This window comes from Citrobacter sp. TBCP-5362 (assembly GCF_005406305.1).
GTDB lineage: Bacteria > Pseudomonadota > Gammaproteobacteria > Enterobacterales > Enterobacteriaceae > Citrobacter_B > Citrobacter_B koseri.
Window position 1 is genome coordinate 90,396 of the sequence record NZ_CP040234.1, and the last position, 16,711, is coordinate 107,106.

Below are 16,711 nucleotides of genomic sequence, written 5' to 3' on the forward strand. Positions count from 1 at the left end.
GCGAGCATCCACACTATGACCGCAAACTCAGCGTTTGCGGCGATGTTATGTCGTTATCAGGATGCGTAAATGTCTTACTTGCGACCAGAATGGCCGAAGCCGCCTTCACCACGGTCGGTGGCTTCAAACTCTTCCACCAGATTAAATTCGGCTTGTACAACCGGTACGAAAACCATCTGAGCAATACGTTCGCCTGGCTCAATGGTAAAGCTGTCCTGGCCACGGTTCCAGATGGAAACCATTAACTGACCCTGATAGTCAGAGTCGATCAGGCCGACCAGATTGCCGAGCACAATACCATGCTTATGGCCCAGGCCGGAACGTGGCAGCATTACCGCCGCCAGAGACGGATCGGCAATATGAATCGCCAGACCGGTCGGCACCAGCGTTGTTGCGCCAGGCGCCAGTTCTACGGCGTCATCGAGACAGGCGCGCAGGTCAAGTCCGGCGGAGCCGGAGGTGGCATAAGTTGGAAGCGGAAATTGCTGCCCAACGCGCGGGTCCAGAATCTTAACGTCGATTTTTTTCATCATAACGGGTCACGATCTCGTCGAGTAATAATTGGCCCAGGAGCGCTTTCCGTTCGAGCGGTAAGGCTTTATCTCCATCCTGCCAGAAAAGGTGTAATGCGTTGCTGTCGCTATTAAATCCTTGAGTTGAAAGCGAAACATCGTTCGCGCAGATCAGATCAAGGTTTTTGCGGATACGTTTTTGCCGGGCGTATTCTTCCACATTATTTGTTTCCGCGGCAAACCCAACGACATAAGGACGCTTGTCTTTGAGTGCGGCGACCCCGGCGACAATATCAGGGTTCTTGACCATTTTGACTGTTAATTCATCGCCCTGCGTCGCCTGTTTCTTAATTTTTTCACTGGCGACGGCGGCTGCACGGTAGTCAGCAACCGCAGCACAGCCGATGAAAATATGCTGCTTCTGAACCGCTGCCTGGACCGCCGCTTCCATTTCCAGCGCGGTCATCACATCAATGCGCTGAACAAAAGGTGGCGTGGGCAGCGCAACGGGGCCGGAAACCAGCGTAACGTTGGCGCCGCGTCGTGCGGCGGCGGCGGCAATGGCAAATCCCATCTTACCGGAGCTGTGGTTAGAGATATAACGCACCGGATCGAGCGGCTCGCGCGTCGGGCCCGCCGTAATCATGATGTTGAGATGTTGCAGATCGTTGACAGGGGAGAAATGCGCTGCCGTCATATCCACAATGGTCAACGGGTCGAGCATGCGTCCTGGCCCCACGTCTCCACACGCCTGGCTGCCGCTGTCCGGCCCCCAGATAAGCATTCCGCGTGACGCGAGTACATCCAGATTATGTTGCGTGGCGGCGGCGCGATACATTTGCTGATTCATGGCCGGAAGCACGGCAATCGGGGCGGGTGTCGCCAGACAAATCGTTGAAACCAGATCGTTGGCCATACCGGCAGCGACGCGAGCGATCAGATCTGCCGTGGCTGGCGCGAGGATAACTAAATCCGCCCATTTCCCCAGCTCAATATGGCCCATCGCGGCTTCTGCGGCAGGGTCAAGCAGACTGTCAGAGACGGGATAACCCGACACCGCCTGTAGGCTCAGGGGCGTGATAAAGGCTTTTGCCGCTTCGGTCATCGCCACGCGGACGTCGGCGCCGCGTTCGCGTAAACGACGCACCAGTTCAGGGGCTTTATAGGCAGCAATGCCGCCGCTCACGCCGAGAACGATTTTTTTGCCAGCCAGGCTCATCATGATCTTTCCTGTTGGATTGCACCAGAAGGCGGACATTTTATCACAATCCTGAATCCCGTCGTGCAGTTGCCCGTAATTCACTTTGCGAGGCGCTACGCAGGAGTGAAATACGGGCGTCGATTCACCCCAAGAGCTATGCCACCATGAGGCGTGCTTAAGGAGGTGAACGTATGGATGCGCCGGAACGTTTAATGCCCCGGGAAAAAATGTTGAAGTCAGGAATTGGTTCGCTGACGGATGTTGAATTGCTGGCACTCTTTTTACGTACAGGAGTGCCAGGAAAAGATGTGATGGCTCTGGCGCATGAAACGCTGCAACGCAGTGGGTCGCTCTATGGGTTGCTGTCTGCGGATTTCGCGCAATTTCGCGGTACAGGTATCGGTATCGCTAAGTATGCGCAGCTTAAGGGGGTTGCCGAACTGGCAAGGCGCTATTACAAGGTGCGCATGATGAAGGAAAACGCGTTGTTGAGCCCGGAAATGACGCGTGAGTTTCTGCAAAGCCAGTTGGCGGGGGAAGAGCGGGAGATCTTCCTTGTGATCTTTCTGGATGCCCGGCACCGGGTGATTAAACACAGCCGTCTTTTTTCCGGCACGCTGAATCATGTCGAGGTGCATCCGCGCGAGATTATCCGCGAGGCGATAAAATTAAATGCTTCTGCGGTGATCCTTGCTCATAATCACCCCTCGGGGTGTGCAGAACCGAGCAAAGCGGATAAACTCATCACCGAACGTGTCGTAAAATGTTGTCAGTTCATGGATATACGAGTACTGGATCACCTTGTGATTGGGCGCGGAGAGTACGTTTCTTTTGCCGAACGTGGTTGGATTTAGAACACTTCGCGCGATCCATCGGGATCTTTGTCTGTTCGGGACTTGAGCACATCGCTTACACAGCGTATACTACGCCACCTTTGAGAATCTCGGGTTTGGCATTTGGGCCTGGCAATCGAGAGTTCACAATGAACTGCGATAACCAGGCTGAGAAGCCTGACGAGGCGCCAATACCCCATACGAAGCTCGAGCTAATTTGATTTTTGGAGAATAGACATGTCCCGAGTCTGCCAAGTTACTGGCAAGCGTCCGGTGACCGGTAACAACCGTTCCCACGCACTGAACGCGACTAAACGCCGTTTCCTGCCTAACCTGCACTCTCACCGTTTCTGGGTTGAGAGCGAGAAGCGTTTTGTCACCCTGCGTGTATCTGCTAAAGGTATGCGTGTAATTGATAAGAAAGGCATCGAAACAGTTCTGTCCGAACTGCGTGCCCGTGGCGAAAAGTACTAAGTACTTAGAGGAAATAAATCATGGCTAAAGGTATTCGTGAGAAAATCAAGCTGGTTTCTTCTGCTGGTACTGGTCACTTCTATACCACCACGAAGAACAAACGTACTAAGCCGGAAAAACTGGAACTGAAAAAGTTCGATCCAGTTGTCCGTCAGCACGTTATCTACAAAGAAGCGAAAATCAAATAATTCTCGCTTTGATGTAGTGAAAAACCTCGCTTCGGCGGGGTTTTTTGTTTTCTGGCCGTCCCCATATTAATGAGACCTGAAACAGAGCCGGAGACGTTATGCCTGAATTACCTGAAGTTGAAACCAGCCGCCGCGGCATTGAACCGCATCTGGTTGGGGCAACCATTCTGCATGCCAATGTGCGTAATGGACGTCTGCGCTGGCCGGTATCGGAAGAGATCTACCGCCTGAGCGATAAACCCGTTCTCAGCGTTCAACGCCGCGCGAAATATTTGCTGCTGGAGTTACCGGATGGCTGGATAATCATTCATCTGGGAATGTCGGGCAGTTTGCGTATCCTTCCTGAAGAACTTCCCGCTGAAAAACATGACCACGTTGATCTGGTGATGAGCAATGGCAAAGTCCTGCGCTACACCGATCCTCGCCGCTTTGGCGCCTGGCTGTGGACGAAAGAGCTGGAAGGGCATAACGTGCTGGCGCATCTCGGCCCGGAGCCGCTGAGCGACGATTTTAACGGAGCCTATTTGCAGCAGAAATGTGCGAAGAAGAAAACGGCAATTAAACCCTGGCTGATGGATAACAAACTGGTGGTGGGCGTGGGAAATATCTACGCCAGCGAGTCGTTGTTTGCGGCTGGTATCCATCCTGACCGTCTGGCGTCGTCATTATCGCAGGCTGAGTGTGAGCTGCTGGCTCGCGTGATTAAGGCAGTTTTACTGCGTTCCATCGAGCAGGGTGGTACAACGTTGAAAGATTTTCTGCAAAGCGACGGTAAGCCGGGCTATTTTGCTCAGGAGTTGCAGGTTTACGGACGTAAAGGGGAACCGTGCCGGGTTTGCGGTACGCCGATCGTTGCGGCTAAACACGCGCAACGGGCGACGTTCTACTGCCGTCAGTGTCAGAAATAAGATGGATTGCAGGCCGGATAACGCGCTGACGCGCCATCCGGCAAAAGCGTTTTACTTCAGCTTATCCATCAGGGCCTGATGAACGTTCTCCGGTAAGAAGTGGGTAACGTCGCCCTGATGGCGCGCCACTTCTTTTACCAGCGAAGAAGAGATAAAAGACCACTCTTTTGAAGGCATCAGGAAGACGCTCTCAAGCTGCGGCATTAAATGGCGATTCATGTGCGCCAGTTGCATTTCATATTCAAAATCAGCCACGGCGCGCAAGCCGCGAATCAAAATATTGGCCTGCTGAATGCGCGCGAAGTTGGCCATTAAGTCGCTGAATCCCATGACTTCCACGTTGCCGAGGTGCGCCGTCGCCTGTTGCGCCAGCGCTACACGCTCTTCAAGGGGAAACATCGGTTTTTTGCTGGGGCTGGCGGCAATGGCGAGGATAACGTGATCGAACATCTGCGTCGCGCGCGTCACGATATCAATATGGCCGTTGGTGATCGGATCGAAGGTTCCTGGGTAAATCGCCCGTTTTTGCATGACAGCCCTCAATGCGTTTTCGGTGGCAGGTAAGGTTCCAGCAGTTGTAACAGACGCTGTAGCGCACCCTGGTTTTGGTACAGCACTTCAACGGCGTGTCGACCGTAGAAATTACGATAATCCGCGTCGGTCAGTAAAGACGAAACCTCTTTTACCAGCGTAGTGGCATCGGTTACGGTAATCAGCCCGCTTGCTTGCTCCAGTCGGGCGCAAATATCTTTGAAGTTAAAGGTATGAGGGCCCATCAATACCGGTATCGCGTGTGCGGCAGCTTCCAGCGGGTTATGTCCTCCGCGTTCAACCAGCGAACCGCCGACAAATGCGAGATCCGCAATACCATACAGTAGCATTAATTCGCCCATTGTATCGCCAATAACAACCTGGGTACTGGCGGACGGCACCTCTCCTGAGGAACGCGTGGTATAGCTGAGCCCTGCCTGGCGCACGAGGTTAATCGCATCCGGGAACCGCTCTGGATGGCGAGGAACCAGAATCAGCAGCAGGTTAGGGAATTGATGCAGCAATGCCTGATGAGCGGCGATAACAATACTCTCTTCGCCGTCATGCGTACTGGTGGCGATCCACACCGGGCGGTGCGGCGCCCACTGGCGACGCAGCGTAACCGCTTTTGCTGCAAGCTGCGGCGTCACGGAAATATCAAATTTCAGACTGCCGGTGACGGTGAGCTGGTTATTTTTCGCACCCAACGCGATAAAACGCGCGCCATCTTCTTCATTTTGCGCCGCGATTAGCGTAATGCGCCGCAGCAGTCTGCGAACAAATTTCCCCAGCTTTGTATAGCCAGCAGCCGATCGGGCGGAAAGGCGCGCGTTGGCGATAACCAACGGAATATGACGTTTATGCAGCGCGGCAATCAGGTTCGGCCAGAGCTCGGTTTCCATAATCAACACCAGTTTAGGGTCAACTTTATTCAGGAAACGGTTGAGCGCATCGGGCAAATCATAAGGAAGATAGACGTGCTGAACATCGCTGCCGAATGCGGACTGTACGCGCTCTGAGCCGGTAGGCGTCATGGTGGTGACGGTAATCGGCAAATCAGGATAACGGTGTCGCAGGGCGCGAACTAAAGGAATTGCCGCCAGTGTTTCACCCACAGAGACGGAATGCAGCATGATCCCGCCAGGTTTAAGCGGATGACGGTAAAAACCGTAACGTTCGCCCCAGCGTTTACGGTAGGCTGGCGCTTTACGTCCACGCACCCAAAGCCGTATCCAGATCAAGGGCTGAATAAGGTAGAGAAGGGCGGTGTAAAGCAATTCGAGCATAGTAAATAGCTGACTGATGGATGTGCTGGGGATTCTATGTATTTAGCCTGGGCTTTACCATCATTTTTATCCTTGTTGCACTAAAACACCTGAATTGACAATACATTATTTGCGGTAGGTGTTTTTCTCCAGATACATCAAAACAGGCTGTTAACGCCGAATAACGCGTGAAATCGTACTCTGTCCTTCAATAGTAATGGTTTACATCTTATTGTTTTGAAATTAAAAATTAACTTTTTGCTTAAAAAACATTCATTTCGGTTCGGGAGCTAATCAATGGTATACTACTGCGCAAATTCAGGCAGCCATCAGCCTTCAGGGCGCCGGGAATATGGAGGGTAGTCTTTGTTTGCAGACAAAGATTACGGCGCTTTTACCTGCCAGGCCTGGGATGTTTGGCGACGTAACGCGGATATTATTGCATGACCATTGCTTTTTGTTTGTACAAATATTTTCCCTATGGCGGGTTGCAGCGTGATTTCCTGCGTATAGCGCATACGGTTGCGGCGCGTGGCCATCATGTTCAGGTATTGACTCAGCAGTGGCAGGGCGAACGTCCCTCCGACCTTGAAATTATCCTTGTTCCGGTGACTGCCAGAACTAATCATGGAAAAAATGAACAGTATTATCAGTGGGTTCAGAGTTACCTGAGCCAACATCCCGTCGATCGCGTCGTTGGGTTTAATAAAATGCCCGGGCTTGATGTCTATTATGCGGCAGATGTGTGCTACGCGGAAAAAGTCGCCCGTGAAAAGGGTTTCTTTTATAAGCTGACCAGTCGTTATAAGCACTATGCAGCTTTTGAAAAAGCGACCTTCCAGCAAGGTGCTCATACCGAGCTTTTGATGTTAACAAATAAGCAAATCGGTGACTTTAAGCATCATTATCATACTGAGGATCGCCGTTTTCATATTTTGCCGCCAGGGATATACCCGGACAGGAAATACAGCCAGCAACCTGAAAACAGCAGACAGATTGTCAGAGAAAAAAATGGCATTGGGTTAGATCAGTTCCTGCTTTTGCAGGTAGGTTCGGATTTTAAACGCAAAGGGGTACCAAGAACGTTACTGGCGGTAGCTTCTTTACCTGAAGCAATACGTCAACGTACGCGATTGATGGTTGTCGGGCAAGACAAGGCCGACCGGTATCAGGCCCAGGCGCGTCAATTAGGGATTGAGAAGCAGGTGCAGTTTTTTTCAGGGCGCGATGATATTTCAGCGCTGATGTCTGCTGCTGATTTGCTGCTTCATCCTGCCGTTCAGGAAGCGGCCGGAATCGTATTATTAGAGGCGATTGTCGCCGGGCTACCCGTGTTGACCACCGAAGTTTGTGGATATGCGCACTATATCAATGCTGCGCAGTGTGGCGTTGTTATACCGGAGCCTTTTGCACAGGAAGTCCTGAATGCTTCCCTCTGCGATGCGCTGGAGAAAGGTGAGCAGCGAAGTGAATGGGCAAGTCATGCAAGACACTTTGCCGATACAGAAGATCTCTACAGTCTGGCTGATAAAGCGGCTGATATCATTTTAGGTTTTGAGAATGATTGAATTAAAAGAGCCATTCGCTACGCAGTGGCAAGGTAAAGATCCGTTTGTCGAAGTAACGAAACTGGACGGGGAGGTTTTCCGCGCTCTGGAGACCCGGCGGACGCTGCGTTTTGAGATGATGGGTAAAGGGTATTTCCTGAAATACCATCACGGAACCACGCTGAAAGAAGTGCTAAAAAACCTTATTTCCTTGCGTATGCCCGTTCTTGGCGCGGATCGCGAGTGGCTGGCTATTCACCGTCTGCAATCACTGAATGTTGATACCATGACCGGCGTCGCGTTTGGGCAAAAAGGGTTTAATCCGTTGCAGCGGACATCGTTTATCATCACGGAAGACCTCTCGCCGGCAATAAGCCTTGAAGACTTTTGCGCCAGGTGGAGTGAAGAACGTCCTGACCTCACCTTAAAACGAACCATTATCACCCGACTGGCGGAGATGGTGGGGAAAATGCATCGTGGTGGGGTGAATCATCGGGATTGTTATATTTGCCATTTTTTACTACAGCAACCGTTACCGGCTGATGTGGCTGATATAAAACTTTCCGTGATTGATCTGCATCGCGCGCAAATTCGTCGCCGGGTGCCGCGTCGCTGGCGTGATAAGGATCTGATTGGACTCTATTTCTCCTCACTCGAAATTGGCCTGACCTCGAGAGATATTTATCGTTTTTTACGCGTTTATTTCTCGATGCCACTGCGTGAAATTCTTCGCAAGGAAGCCAGTTTGCTTGAACAAGCGGCGGCGAAAGCACAAAAAATCAAACAAAGAACGATAAGAAAAGCGTTATAAAATCACATACAGGGTTTGAGGTGATCTCATCATGAACATTGATTTTGAAAACGTAATAATTCAAAAAAAGGTTATCGACAACGCTACACACCAGAAAAGCAAAAAGTTGAATATTGCATATGGTGTAGATCGAAATTTTTTATTTGGCTCTGGAATTTCAATGACATCAGTGTTGGTGAACAACCCTGATATTGATATCCATTTCTATGTTGTGACGGACTATGTTGATGATGAGTACCTGGAAAGCGTGGAACGACTCACGCAAATGTATGGTACAACGGTAACGGTCTTAGTTTTCGATAATGAGGCGTTTCGCAAGTTGCCGAGTACTAAAGCATGGACCTATGCGATGTACTATCGCTATTTTGCGTTCGAGTATTTAAGTCGTGAGCTGGATTCTGTGCTGTATCTGGATGCCGATATCGTTTGTAAAAATTCGCTGCGGGAACTGACGGATATTCATTTTGCCGGAGAATATGCGGCTGTTGTTAATGATATTGATCGAGTACGTTTAAAATCCGGGCAGAGACTGGGTATTCCTGAGTTAGCTCGTGACTATTTTAATTCAGGGGTGGTATTCGCTAATCTCCATGTCTGGAGAGAAAAAAAACTGTTATCCAAAGCCTTTGAAGTTTTGCATGAGCGTCAGAAAGAACTGCTTTATTTTGACCAGGATATCCTGAATATCTTATTTGTTGGGCATGTGATCCTGCTGAGGCGTGATTTTAATTGTATTTATGGCGTAGACCAGGAACTGAAGAATAAAAATGAATATCGTTATCAGGACTTTATCACTGAGAGTACGGTATTAATTCATTATGTCGGCGTGACAAAACCGTGGCATACGTGGGCTAACTATCCGGTTTCTAAGTACTTTATTGAGGCTTATAAAAAATCGGCATGGGCCGAAAAATCGTTACTCAATGCAAATACGGCAAAATTATATAAGCGTAAGTCACGCCATGAAAGGATACAGCGAAAATATATTCGTTCTATATTTAGCCATATAATGTATATTAAAAATAAGCTACACGGCGCTAAAGTGCATTGAGTGGCTTGTTGAAAATAAATTTAAATAGGTGTAGTGAATGATTTTTGATTGCCATCAGTCTATAAAAAAGATACTTGATTTTAATCAAGCACCAGCCGGGGAGAGTCCACAGCTCAATATCGCCTGGGGTGTTGATAAAAACTTCATGTTTGGCGCCGCGATTTCGATGACATCAGTGTTGATACATAATAAAGACATCAATATCCATTTCCATCTTTTTACTGATTATGTGGATGATGATTATCAACAGAAAATAAGTATGCTGGCGCAGCAATTCTCTACTAACATCTCAATATATGTTATGGATGCCGAGGGGCTAAAGGTATTGCCCAGCGGTAATGCCTGGTCTCATGCGATGTATTTCCGTTTTATCGCATTTGAATATTTAGGTGAAAAAGTTGATTCACTCCTGTACATTGATGCAGACGTGATATGCAAAGGCTCACTTGTTGAATTGAGTCATCTCAACCTTGATGAGCATGTTGCTGCGGTAGTAAGGGACGTCGATGATAGTCCTGCCAGAGATATTGAGAAAAATAGTGATTATTTTAACTCTGGTGTGATCTATGCGAATCTTAAAAAGTGGAAAGAGCAGAACTTTATTGGTGCTGCATTTGATATCCTCCTGGATAAAAATCAGAAACTCTCTTTCCCCGATCAGGATGTTTTAAATATTCTTTTCTTAAATAAAGTGATCTTTTTACCGCGTATCTACAATGCGATATATGGTATAAAACAAGAGTTAAAAAGCAAAGATATATCACGCTATAAAGAATATATAACGGCGGATACCATTCTTATTCACTATATTGGGGTAACTAAACCCTGGAATTCCTGGGCAAATTATCCGTCTGCACAGTATTTTGTGGAGGCATGGAAGGCTTCACCATGGGCGAATGTGCCGTTGTTGCCTGCCAGAACGCCAAAGCAGTATAAGAAGAAGTCACGTCATGAAAGGCTACAGGGTAAATATATTGCTTCAATTATCAGCTACATAGGCTATCTGGCCGAAAAAGTCAAAGGTAAGTAAAAAAGCTCCCCGAGGGGAGCTTTTTTTAATGAATCTTGGTTTTGAGGTACTTTGCGTACCATTTTATGGCGGTAAAATAATTACCTTTTTTTGCCGCCTGACGGGAGTACACCCGATAATCGGTAGGCCTCATACGAGGGGCATAAGAGCGTAACTCTGCATTCCGCCAGGGCGTGAAATGGTGGTAGAAAACATAAAGCTGTTGCGACAGCCCCGTATGTTCTTTATACCACGGCTTTCTTCCGCCCGTAAAATGAATGATTCTTGGCAGCGTGTCACTGTGATAGAAGAAATTTTCTTTCTGTTCGTCAGTAAACCAGTTAAACAGGAAATTCCAGCGGTTATCAATAAACGTAATATTGCCGTTCATTGCAATGTTGAGTGCGTCCTGATCAAAGTAAGGCAATGATTTTCCTTGCTCAAATAACACGGTATTTGCTTTATGTTCAATGTCATGCTTAATCCAGTTCGTGACATTAATATAAAGGAAACCAGCGTTAAAATAGTGATCGATGCTCAGCCCTAATCGCCGGGCGTGTTTATTATCATGAATGTTGAGAGAGTCATGGCTGACGGCGCAAACAACATTATCAATATCAACGCTGTTAATCTCACTGAGTGAGTCAAAGCATAGCGTATCGGCATCAAGATAGATAAAACGTGCTACTTTGTCTTTAAGTAAACGGGGCACAGCCAGACGCATATAAGTTGAGCGATTGAGATGTTTTATCGCAAAATCATTGTTATATTTTTCAATATCAGCCTTATCGATCGTGATAACCTGAATTTTATTACTGGTCGACTGTAGCTTCGCAATGTCTTCATCACTGACATCATAGACAAAGACAAAAAATGCGAGAGATTGCTCAGGGTTATTCATTATGACAGACATAATGGATACGGCAACATACTCCAGATAATTAGCATCTGTGCAGTAGGCAATATTAATTACGTTAGTTTTGTTATCCATTTACGCTGTCTCATTTCCTTCAACCGGGTTGCTATCATGGAGCACGGTGTCGATAGCGTCAATAACTGCGTGTTCTGGTATCCAGGTCAGGTATTTCCGGGATCTGTCCAGTTCTGCCCGGGTCGGCATTGGATGATAATCGCCTGCCCAGATCAGCGCAGCTTTATCTGACCAGGGTTTCCACTGTTGATAATTTGTGGCGCCAAACAAACATACCTGCGGCGTACCTAATGCGGCAGCCATATGCATGGGGGCGGAGTCCACGCCGATATACAGTACTGCATGATCGATTAACGCCGCCAGTTGCAGGAAGGTCGTTTTACCTGCCACCGTCAGGTCTGGTGGTGATTGACACAGTCCGGCGATACGCGCTACCTGCTGCTGTTCTTGTACTGCGGGTCCACAGGTCAGGTAAACATGCAGACCGCGTTGCTGCAAATAATCTATGACATGCGCAAATTTCTCATCATCCCAGCACTTAAAGGACTGTCTTGCAGTGGGTTGAATCACAACGTATTTTTGCGTGGGAAGCGCGGGAAGCTGAGTCAGTAAATATTGATAGTCACTCTCGCGATAGCAGAGCAACATCTCTTTTTTGAGCTCGCTTTCACTAAAGTCGAGGCCTTTTAGAATGGATAAGTTTTGCTCAACAATATGAGTTCCGGTTGTTGGTGTGACTTTTGTAAAAAGGCAATTCCACTGCTTCTTGTCCCTTTTAAAGGCAATAGAGGGGCGGCGTAGGGAAGCGATAAGTGCGCCAATAGGCCATTGCTCGGTTAAGTTGACAATAAGGTCATAGTGGTTTTTTTTCAGCTGGCGGCGTACCGATATATAATTTTTAATGGTTTCCAGCAGACCTTTCTTTTTTTCAATAAGGTAAAAGTTGTTGATTCTCTCATCAGCAGCCAAAATTGCCCTGGTGTCTTTATAAAGAAGAAGATCAATTTTTGCGTGCGGATAACGTGCCTGGATACTGGCAATAACAGGGGTAATGAGCAGAACATCGCCATAAAACTTAAGCTTGCAAATAAGAATTCTTTCTACTTTATCAAACATATTAACTTTCCTTGCTAACAAATAACATTTTGCAAGCGTTTATGGCTTTAAATCGTATTTTTGAAATAAAACGATCAATGTGTGGGTACTTCATTTTATAAATAACTTTTCTTTTAACGATGCTTGTATCACAGCATGTTAGTGCATCTTGAATGTCACTGATCATATCTTCTTCGTAGCGATAATAACCTTTCTTCTTGCGCAGCAACTTGCGTCCCTCAAGGAAGCAGTTAATGATCATTAATGTGGCTACAGTTCGTTTTTCATCATTTTCTTTTATATAGTCACACATTTTACGCATGGCGAAGAAAATATATTGCGCATCATTTTCAAGAATATTCTCGGTAATGCTCCGATCGTTTATTCGATAATAATATAGCTTGTTATCTATTTTTAAGATCTTATGGCATTTAAAGTATTGGAATGGACAAAAAATAATGTCCTCATAACGATGATGTTCTTCGAAGCGGTCTTGCCCAATAATGTCACGGCGAAAGAATTTTGTTACAAGGTGCCATTGACCCGCACGGAAAGTGGGTAATAACTGCGTTAAATTTTCATCCGTTAACGTGATTTCACTCTGTTTTACCGCATCCGGCTTATCTTTTTTGCATTGATAGAGATTATTAATGTCACGGGTTAAGTTGAATTCAACGATATCATATTTCTCTTCTCTTAATTTAGGGAGAAGAACCGAAAAATAATCCGGGCTAATAATGTCATCGCTGTCAACAAAGCCAATATACTTCCCTGTCGCATGTGAAAGCCCGACGTTGCGGGCAATCGCAACACCATGATTTTCCTGGTAGATGTATTTCACGTTGTTGCAATGATGTTCGCGATAAAACGCATTTATGCGTTCTTCAGTCAAATCCGTTGAGCCATCATTAATAATGATTACTTCTACCTCATTAGTGATGCCCTGATGTAAAGACGCCAGCGTATCCGTAATGAATTCGGCATTGTTGTATGCCGGTATAATAATGCTCAGCAAATAATCTGAAGCGTTAATCATGGCATAACTCTCTCATCGTGCCTGGTGTCAGCATCATCGCCGCGCATAATGCCAGCATACTGCTCAGAGTTTCACCTTTGGCGTATAATAATAAGTCGCTTAAACCATAGATAACTATAGCACTGGAAATGATGAATAACAGAGGGCTACGTTGTGTATAAGCTTTTAAAAACATCGCCAGATACAAAAAGAGCAGAGCGATGACGCCAGAAATCCCTTTAAGAGAAAAAGTATCAATGAATTCGTTATGCAAATGGATGTCGACGAACCCAAGTGCTCCTCTTAACGAGGTATCCTGTCGGGCAAAATCCCGCATTCCAGCATCGCGTTGTTCAAGTGATTGGCCCCAGTAGTGGTTTTTTCCAGCATCAATACCCGCTCGTTGCATCGCGAGTCGGGCGCCAATCGAGGTATTACTGTTATTCTTACTGTAAGAATGCATATCGGTTACGAAGCTGTTATAGCGCTTTTCAATCACCGATTTTAAAGGGATTGCTGCCAGCCCCGCGAGAACAATAAAGGCCAGTAACGTACGCAGCAAAACGGTGCGGTTATGCCGATAGTGTAAGAAAAATAGCCCTATGCTCAGAACCGGATAGACCAGAATGGCGGCGCGGGTTTGCGTTATAGTGATAACCGCCAGTGATACCAAAAAGTGTAATAAATATAGCAGGATTGTATGCTTCAGCCGCAAGTTGATGATGGCCTGTGACGCGAGTAATGCGACAAACGTCAACGCATAAGCCGCTCCTGTCGGATGTTCAAAACCCAGTTCGACACGGTAGTTAAGCGGATCTGGTGAGGTGAGGAGTTGATAACCCGCAAAAAGATACAAACCAACAGCCGTCGTAATCACCCAGTAGCGGGTTATACGATCTTTCATCGCACATGCGATTGGCGATTGCAGGGCTGTGACAATCAATGCGGCAAAGATCATCACTTTACCGCCGTTCTGATATGAGCGATAAGCGCCAGTAAAGGATGAGCCCGGCTCTTTAAAGATCTCAACCCAAATAATTTGTACTAAACCGAAGAGCAGCAGCATCACGGGTAACAGCAGGTTTTTCTTATCACTCAGAAGTGACTTGCTGTGTTTACCGATAATCGGTAGCGACAGAACCGCACATGCAATAAAAACTTTTAAAGCTTCGTCTGGATTGATCAGCAGCATCGCCAGGGTCGTCAGGCACCCGGCATAAAATAAAAAATAGATAACGTTAAACGGATTATTTTGCGTGCTGCGGATAAAGCGAGAAAACGTGTGTCCACGAAGCATGATTAATCTCTTTAAAAGTTATAGCAAATTAAAATCAAGCAATGATACTTTGACGGCATCCGCACTCAGAGTTGACATCTTCTCTGAATGACTCTTTTGCGCGCACTGATTCTTCCCATATCCCCCAATCAGTCCCGGATCGGTCGGGCCATACAGCGTGATATTAGGTCGATCAAGGGCGGCGGTTAAATGGCTAAGCCCGGTATCAACGGACACTACAAATTTTGCCCCCGCCAACTCGCGTGCGACCTCTTCCAGACTCATTCGTGGTAAAACATCCACATAATCAAATCCTTCCGCTAATCTTTTTGCCCGTGCTTCTTCATGGGGCGCACCCCAGGGCAGCTTAATGCGTACACCCGCATCACGCAGTTGGCCGATCAGATCTCGCCAGTTTGCTTCCGGCCAGTGCTTATCGTCTCGGGTAGTTGCGTGTAAAAATACCGCATATTGCCCTGCGTCTGCATTCAGATTGCTCAGGAAATGTTGCGCAATCGCATAATCGCCCTGGGACTGTGGCTTGCTGTACCCCAGGCTTTTGGCGAACAGCTCGCGGGTGCGTTCAACGGCATGCTGCGCTTTAGCGATGTGATGCTTTCGGTTGTAAAACAGGCTGGCCAGGGGCTCCCGGGCCGTACTCCAGTCCATGCCGTGCTTTACGCCGCGTCCCAGTCTTGTGACCAGCGCCGCGCTTTTTACCAGCCCCTGGGCATCAATAATCGCATCGTATTGCTGTGCCTGTACGGCATCGCGAAAGGCTTTACGTTCAGCTTTGATGGGCGCGGAAAACCAGGCCTTACGCCAACGGCGAATAGCGACGGGAATCACGCGATCGACAGCATCGTGCCAGGATGGAATTTGCGCGAATCCTTCTTCTACCACCCAATCAAACTGAATACCCGGGATGACTTGCTGTGCGTCAGTCAGTGCGGGCAATGTGTGTAACACATCCCCCATTGATGATGTTTTGACTATCAGAACCCGCATCCGTCAGGCTTCCTCTTGTAATAACAGACTATTGAGTTCTTCCAGGACACGCGTCGGCGTGATGTCAATCAGGCTCTGATGATACCCCTCCGCAGCATCCCCTTTGCGCACCTTGTGATAACCCGTAATCAGACGGATAACCCGCGCTTTATGCGAAAGTGGGGGAGTAAAGTCCGGGCTGCTGGGGCCGTACAGCGCGACCAGCGGACGGTTCAGCGCAGCGGCGACATGCATTAAACCAGAGTCATTCGTGACAACGGCTTTGCAGGCGGATAGAAGGATAACAGCTTGTTCCAGCTGCGTTTCTCCCGCCAGATTGCGGCACCAGGCCTGCTGCTCAGTATTCAGTGTAGCCAGAATTTCATTTCCGGCGTCATGATCTTTTGCTGAGCCAAACAAGACGATCTGGTGGCCTTCATCGATGAGCTGCTTTGCCAGTTCCGCATAGTGATAATGCGGCCAGCGTTTCGCCGGGCCAAATTCCGCGCCGGGGCAAAAACCGATCATCGGACGTTCAGCGGAAAGAGAAAATTCGTTGCAGATGAGGGACTTTTCGCCCTCGCTCACCTGTAGCTGCGGCCATAACAGAGGCTGCGGCAGATCCTGGGCAGTACGCATAACGCCTTTGTCGTAGGCCAGCGCCACATAGCGTTCCACCATTAATGGCCAGGCCTCTTTATCTAATACGCGCGCGTCGTTGAGCAGGCCGTAGCGCATCTCGCCGCGCCAGCCGGTGCGATGCGGAATGCCGGCAAAGAAAGGAACGAGTGCGGATTTAAACGAATTCGGCAAAACATAGGCGCGGTCATAGCGCTTTTCACGCAGACGATGACCGAGCTTGCGCCGCTCGCCAATTTCCAGCGCTCCGTGGCCAAGCGGCATGGGGATCGCGTCGCTGACCTCCGGCATACGCGACAATAACGGGCGGCACCACGCGGGCGCCATCACGTCGATTATCGCCTGGGGATAGCGCGCCTTGAGCGTGCGATAGAGACTTTGCGACATCATCATGTCGCCTACCCAGGACGGACCAATCACCAGTATTTTCATGTTTCT

Annotated in this window: 18 protein-coding genes; 8 read left to right on the top strand and 10 right to left on the bottom strand. The window is 48.2% G+C overall.

All coding sequences use genetic code 11. The features are described 5' to 3' along the window. Positions 1–74: 74 nt before the first annotated feature. Positions 75–533 carry a dUTP diphosphatase gene (gene dut, locus FD428_RS00420; protein WP_006687626.1) on the bottom strand — a complete coding sequence of 153 codons (459 nt, stop codon included), beginning with the start codon at positions 531–533 and terminating at the stop codon, positions 75–77. Then, positions 511–1,731, bottom strand: a complete 1,221-nt coding sequence (gene coaBC, locus FD428_RS00425) for a bifunctional phosphopantothenoylcysteine decarboxylase/phosphopantothenate--cysteine ligase CoaBC (RefSeq protein ID WP_114647614.1) — start codon at positions 1,729–1,731, stop codon at positions 511–513. Before coaBC ends, dut begins: the two co-directional genes overlap by 23 nt. Positions 1,732–1,904: 173 nt before the next feature. Here coaBC and radC point away from each other — a divergent pair, with 173 nt between their 5' ends. The 4 genes from radC (at position 1,905) to mutM (ending at position 4,116) form a co-directional block, all read left to right on the top strand. Next, entirely contained in the window at positions 1,905–2,567 is a 663-nt protein-coding gene (gene radC, locus FD428_RS00430; RefSeq protein WP_114848120.1) for a DNA repair protein RadC, read from the top strand. A gap of 216 nt (positions 2,568–2,783) precedes the next feature. After that, entirely contained in the window at positions 2,784–3,020 is a 237-nt protein-coding gene (gene rpmB / locus FD428_RS00435) for a 50S ribosomal protein L28 (protein WP_003024071.1), read from the top strand. 20 nt (positions 3,021–3,040) lie between these two features. Further along, positions 3,041–3,208 (top strand): 50S ribosomal protein L33, encoded by a 168-nt coding sequence (gene rpmG, locus FD428_RS00440; protein WP_001051798.1) that lies wholly within the window; start codon positions 3,041–3,043, stop codon positions 3,206–3,208. 98 nt (positions 3,209–3,306) lie between these two features. Next, positions 3,307–4,116: a bifunctional DNA-formamidopyrimidine glycosylase/DNA-(apurinic or apyrimidinic site) lyase gene (gene mutM / locus FD428_RS00445; protein WP_047460253.1), complete on the top strand. Its 810-nt coding sequence runs from the start codon at positions 3,307–3,309 to the stop codon at positions 4,114–4,116. Positions 4,117–4,167: 51 nt separating this feature from the next. Here the strand turns inward: mutM and coaD are convergent, their stop codons facing one another. Next, positions 4,168–4,647: a pantetheine-phosphate adenylyltransferase gene (coaD, locus tag FD428_RS00450; protein WP_114848119.1), complete on the bottom strand. Its 480-nt coding sequence runs from the start codon at positions 4,645–4,647 to the stop codon at positions 4,168–4,170. An 8-nt stretch (positions 4,648–4,655) separates the two neighbouring features. Then, positions 4,656–5,933, bottom strand: a complete 1,278-nt coding sequence (waaA, locus tag FD428_RS00455; protein ID WP_012135770.1) for a lipid IV(A) 3-deoxy-D-manno-octulosonic acid transferase — start codon at positions 5,931–5,933, stop codon at positions 4,656–4,658. Positions 5,934–6,355: 422 nt separating this feature from the next. Here waaA and FD428_RS00460 point away from each other — a divergent pair, with 422 nt between their 5' ends. The 4 genes from FD428_RS00460 to FD428_RS00475 are packed head-to-tail and all read left to right on the top strand — an operon-like array spanning position 6,356 to position 10,351. After that, positions 6,356–7,480 (top strand): glycosyltransferase family 4 protein, encoded by a 1,125-nt coding sequence (locus tag FD428_RS00460; RefSeq protein ID WP_047460257.1) that lies wholly within the window; start codon positions 6,356–6,358, stop codon positions 7,478–7,480. Next, on the top strand, positions 7,473–8,270 hold the full coding sequence (gene rfaP / locus FD428_RS00465) for a lipopolysaccharide core heptose(I) kinase RfaP (protein ID WP_047460260.1): 798 nt from the start codon (positions 7,473–7,475) through the stop codon (positions 8,268–8,270). The genes FD428_RS00460 and rfaP overlap by 8 nt, the downstream gene beginning before the upstream one ends. 31 nt (positions 8,271–8,301) lie before the next feature. Further along, positions 8,302–9,321, top strand: coding sequence for a glycosyltransferase (locus FD428_RS00470; RefSeq protein WP_012135766.1), 1,020 nt, complete (start codon positions 8,302–8,304; stop codon positions 9,319–9,321). A gap of 37 nt (positions 9,322–9,358) precedes the next feature. Continuing rightward, positions 9,359–10,351 carry a glycosyltransferase gene (locus FD428_RS00475; protein ID WP_047460263.1) on the top strand — a complete coding sequence of 331 codons (993 nt, stop codon included), beginning with the start codon at positions 9,359–9,361 and terminating at the stop codon, positions 10,349–10,351. 25 nt (positions 10,352–10,376) lie between these two features. On the opposite strand, the gene FD428_RS00480 is transcribed toward FD428_RS00475, so the two are convergent. The 6 genes from FD428_RS00480 to rfaF are packed head-to-tail and all read right to left on the bottom strand — an operon-like array spanning position 10,377 to position 16,705. Next, positions 10,377–11,321, bottom strand: a complete 945-nt coding sequence (locus FD428_RS00480; protein ID WP_114848118.1) for a glycosyltransferase family 8 protein — start codon at positions 11,319–11,321, stop codon at positions 10,377–10,379. Then, the gene (gene rfaQ / locus FD428_RS00485; RefSeq protein WP_104868024.1) at positions 11,322–12,377 is read right to left on the bottom strand and encodes a lipopolysaccharide core heptosyltransferase RfaQ; all 1,056 of its coding nucleotides are present in this window, start codon (positions 12,375–12,377) and stop codon (positions 11,322–11,324) included. A gap of 1 nt (position 12,378) precedes the next feature. Further along, entirely contained in the window at positions 12,379–13,392 is a 1,014-nt protein-coding gene (locus tag FD428_RS00490) for a glycosyltransferase (RefSeq protein ID WP_101744167.1), read from the bottom strand. Further along, on the bottom strand, positions 13,385–14,668 hold the full coding sequence (locus FD428_RS00495; protein WP_172958464.1) for an O-antigen ligase: 1,284 nt from the start codon (positions 14,666–14,668) through the stop codon (positions 13,385–13,387). The genes FD428_RS00490 and FD428_RS00495 overlap by 8 nt, the downstream gene beginning before the upstream one ends. Positions 14,669–14,686: 18 nt before the next feature. Further along, the gene (rfaC, locus tag FD428_RS00500; protein ID WP_049011059.1) at positions 14,687–15,655 is read right to left on the bottom strand and encodes a lipopolysaccharide heptosyltransferase RfaC; all 969 of its coding nucleotides are present in this window, start codon (positions 15,653–15,655) and stop codon (positions 14,687–14,689) included. Positions 15,656–15,658: 3 nt separating this feature from the next. Continuing rightward, a complete protein-coding gene (rfaF, locus tag FD428_RS00505) occupies positions 15,659–16,705 on the bottom strand; it encodes an ADP-heptose--LPS heptosyltransferase RfaF (RefSeq protein ID WP_114848117.1) in 1,047 nt (348 codons plus the stop codon). Positions 16,706–16,711: the final 6 nt, after the last annotated feature.

Excerpts from the sequence above, each read along its gene's own strand:
- dut (WP_006687626.1), bottom strand. The coding sequence starts at position 533 with ATGATGAAAAAAATCGACGTTAAGATTCTGGACCCGCGCGTTGGGCAG.
- coaBC (WP_114647614.1), bottom strand. The coding sequence starts at position 1,731 with ATGAGCCTGGCTGGCAAAAAAATCGTTCTCGGCGTGAGCGGCGGCATT.
- radC (WP_114848120.1), top strand. The coding sequence starts at position 1,905 with ATGGATGCGCCGGAACGTTTAATGCCCCGGGAAAAAATGTTGAAGTCA.
- rpmB (WP_003024071.1), top strand. The coding sequence starts at position 2,784 with ATGTCCCGAGTCTGCCAAGTTACTGGCAAGCGTCCGGTGACCGGTAAC.
- rpmG (WP_001051798.1), top strand. The coding sequence starts at position 3,041 with ATGGCTAAAGGTATTCGTGAGAAAATCAAGCTGGTTTCTTCTGCTGGT.
- mutM (WP_047460253.1), top strand. The coding sequence starts at position 3,307 with ATGCCTGAATTACCTGAAGTTGAAACCAGCCGCCGCGGCATTGAACCG.
- coaD (WP_114848119.1), bottom strand. The coding sequence starts at position 4,647 with ATGCAAAAACGGGCGATTTACCCAGGAACCTTCGATCCGATCACCAAC.
- waaA (WP_012135770.1), bottom strand. The coding sequence starts at position 5,933 with ATGCTCGAATTGCTTTACACCGCCCTTCTCTACCTTATTCAGCCCTTG.
- FD428_RS00460 (WP_047460257.1), top strand. The coding sequence starts at position 6,356 with ATGACCATTGCTTTTTGTTTGTACAAATATTTTCCCTATGGCGGGTTG.
- rfaP (WP_047460260.1), top strand. The coding sequence starts at position 7,473 with ATGATTGAATTAAAAGAGCCATTCGCTACGCAGTGGCAAGGTAAAGAT.
- FD428_RS00470 (WP_012135766.1), top strand. The coding sequence starts at position 8,302 with ATGAACATTGATTTTGAAAACGTAATAATTCAAAAAAAGGTTATCGAC.
- FD428_RS00475 (WP_047460263.1), top strand. The coding sequence starts at position 9,359 with ATGATTTTTGATTGCCATCAGTCTATAAAAAAGATACTTGATTTTAAT.
- FD428_RS00480 (WP_114848118.1), bottom strand. The coding sequence starts at position 11,321 with ATGGATAACAAAACTAACGTAATTAATATTGCCTACTGCACAGATGCT.
- rfaQ (WP_104868024.1), bottom strand. The coding sequence starts at position 12,377 with ATGTTTGATAAAGTAGAAAGAATTCTTATTTGCAAGCTTAAGTTTTAT.
- FD428_RS00490 (WP_101744167.1), bottom strand. The coding sequence starts at position 13,392 with ATGATTAACGCTTCAGATTATTTGCTGAGCATTATTATACCGGCATAC.
- FD428_RS00495 (WP_172958464.1), bottom strand. The coding sequence starts at position 14,668 with ATGCTTCGTGGACACACGTTTTCTCGCTTTATCCGCAGCACGCAAAAT.
- rfaC (WP_049011059.1), bottom strand. The coding sequence starts at position 15,655 with ATGCGGGTTCTGATAGTCAAAACATCATCAATGGGGGATGTGTTACAC.
- rfaF (WP_114848117.1), bottom strand. The coding sequence starts at position 16,705 with ATGAAAATACTGGTGATTGGTCCGTCCTGGGTAGGCGACATGATGATG.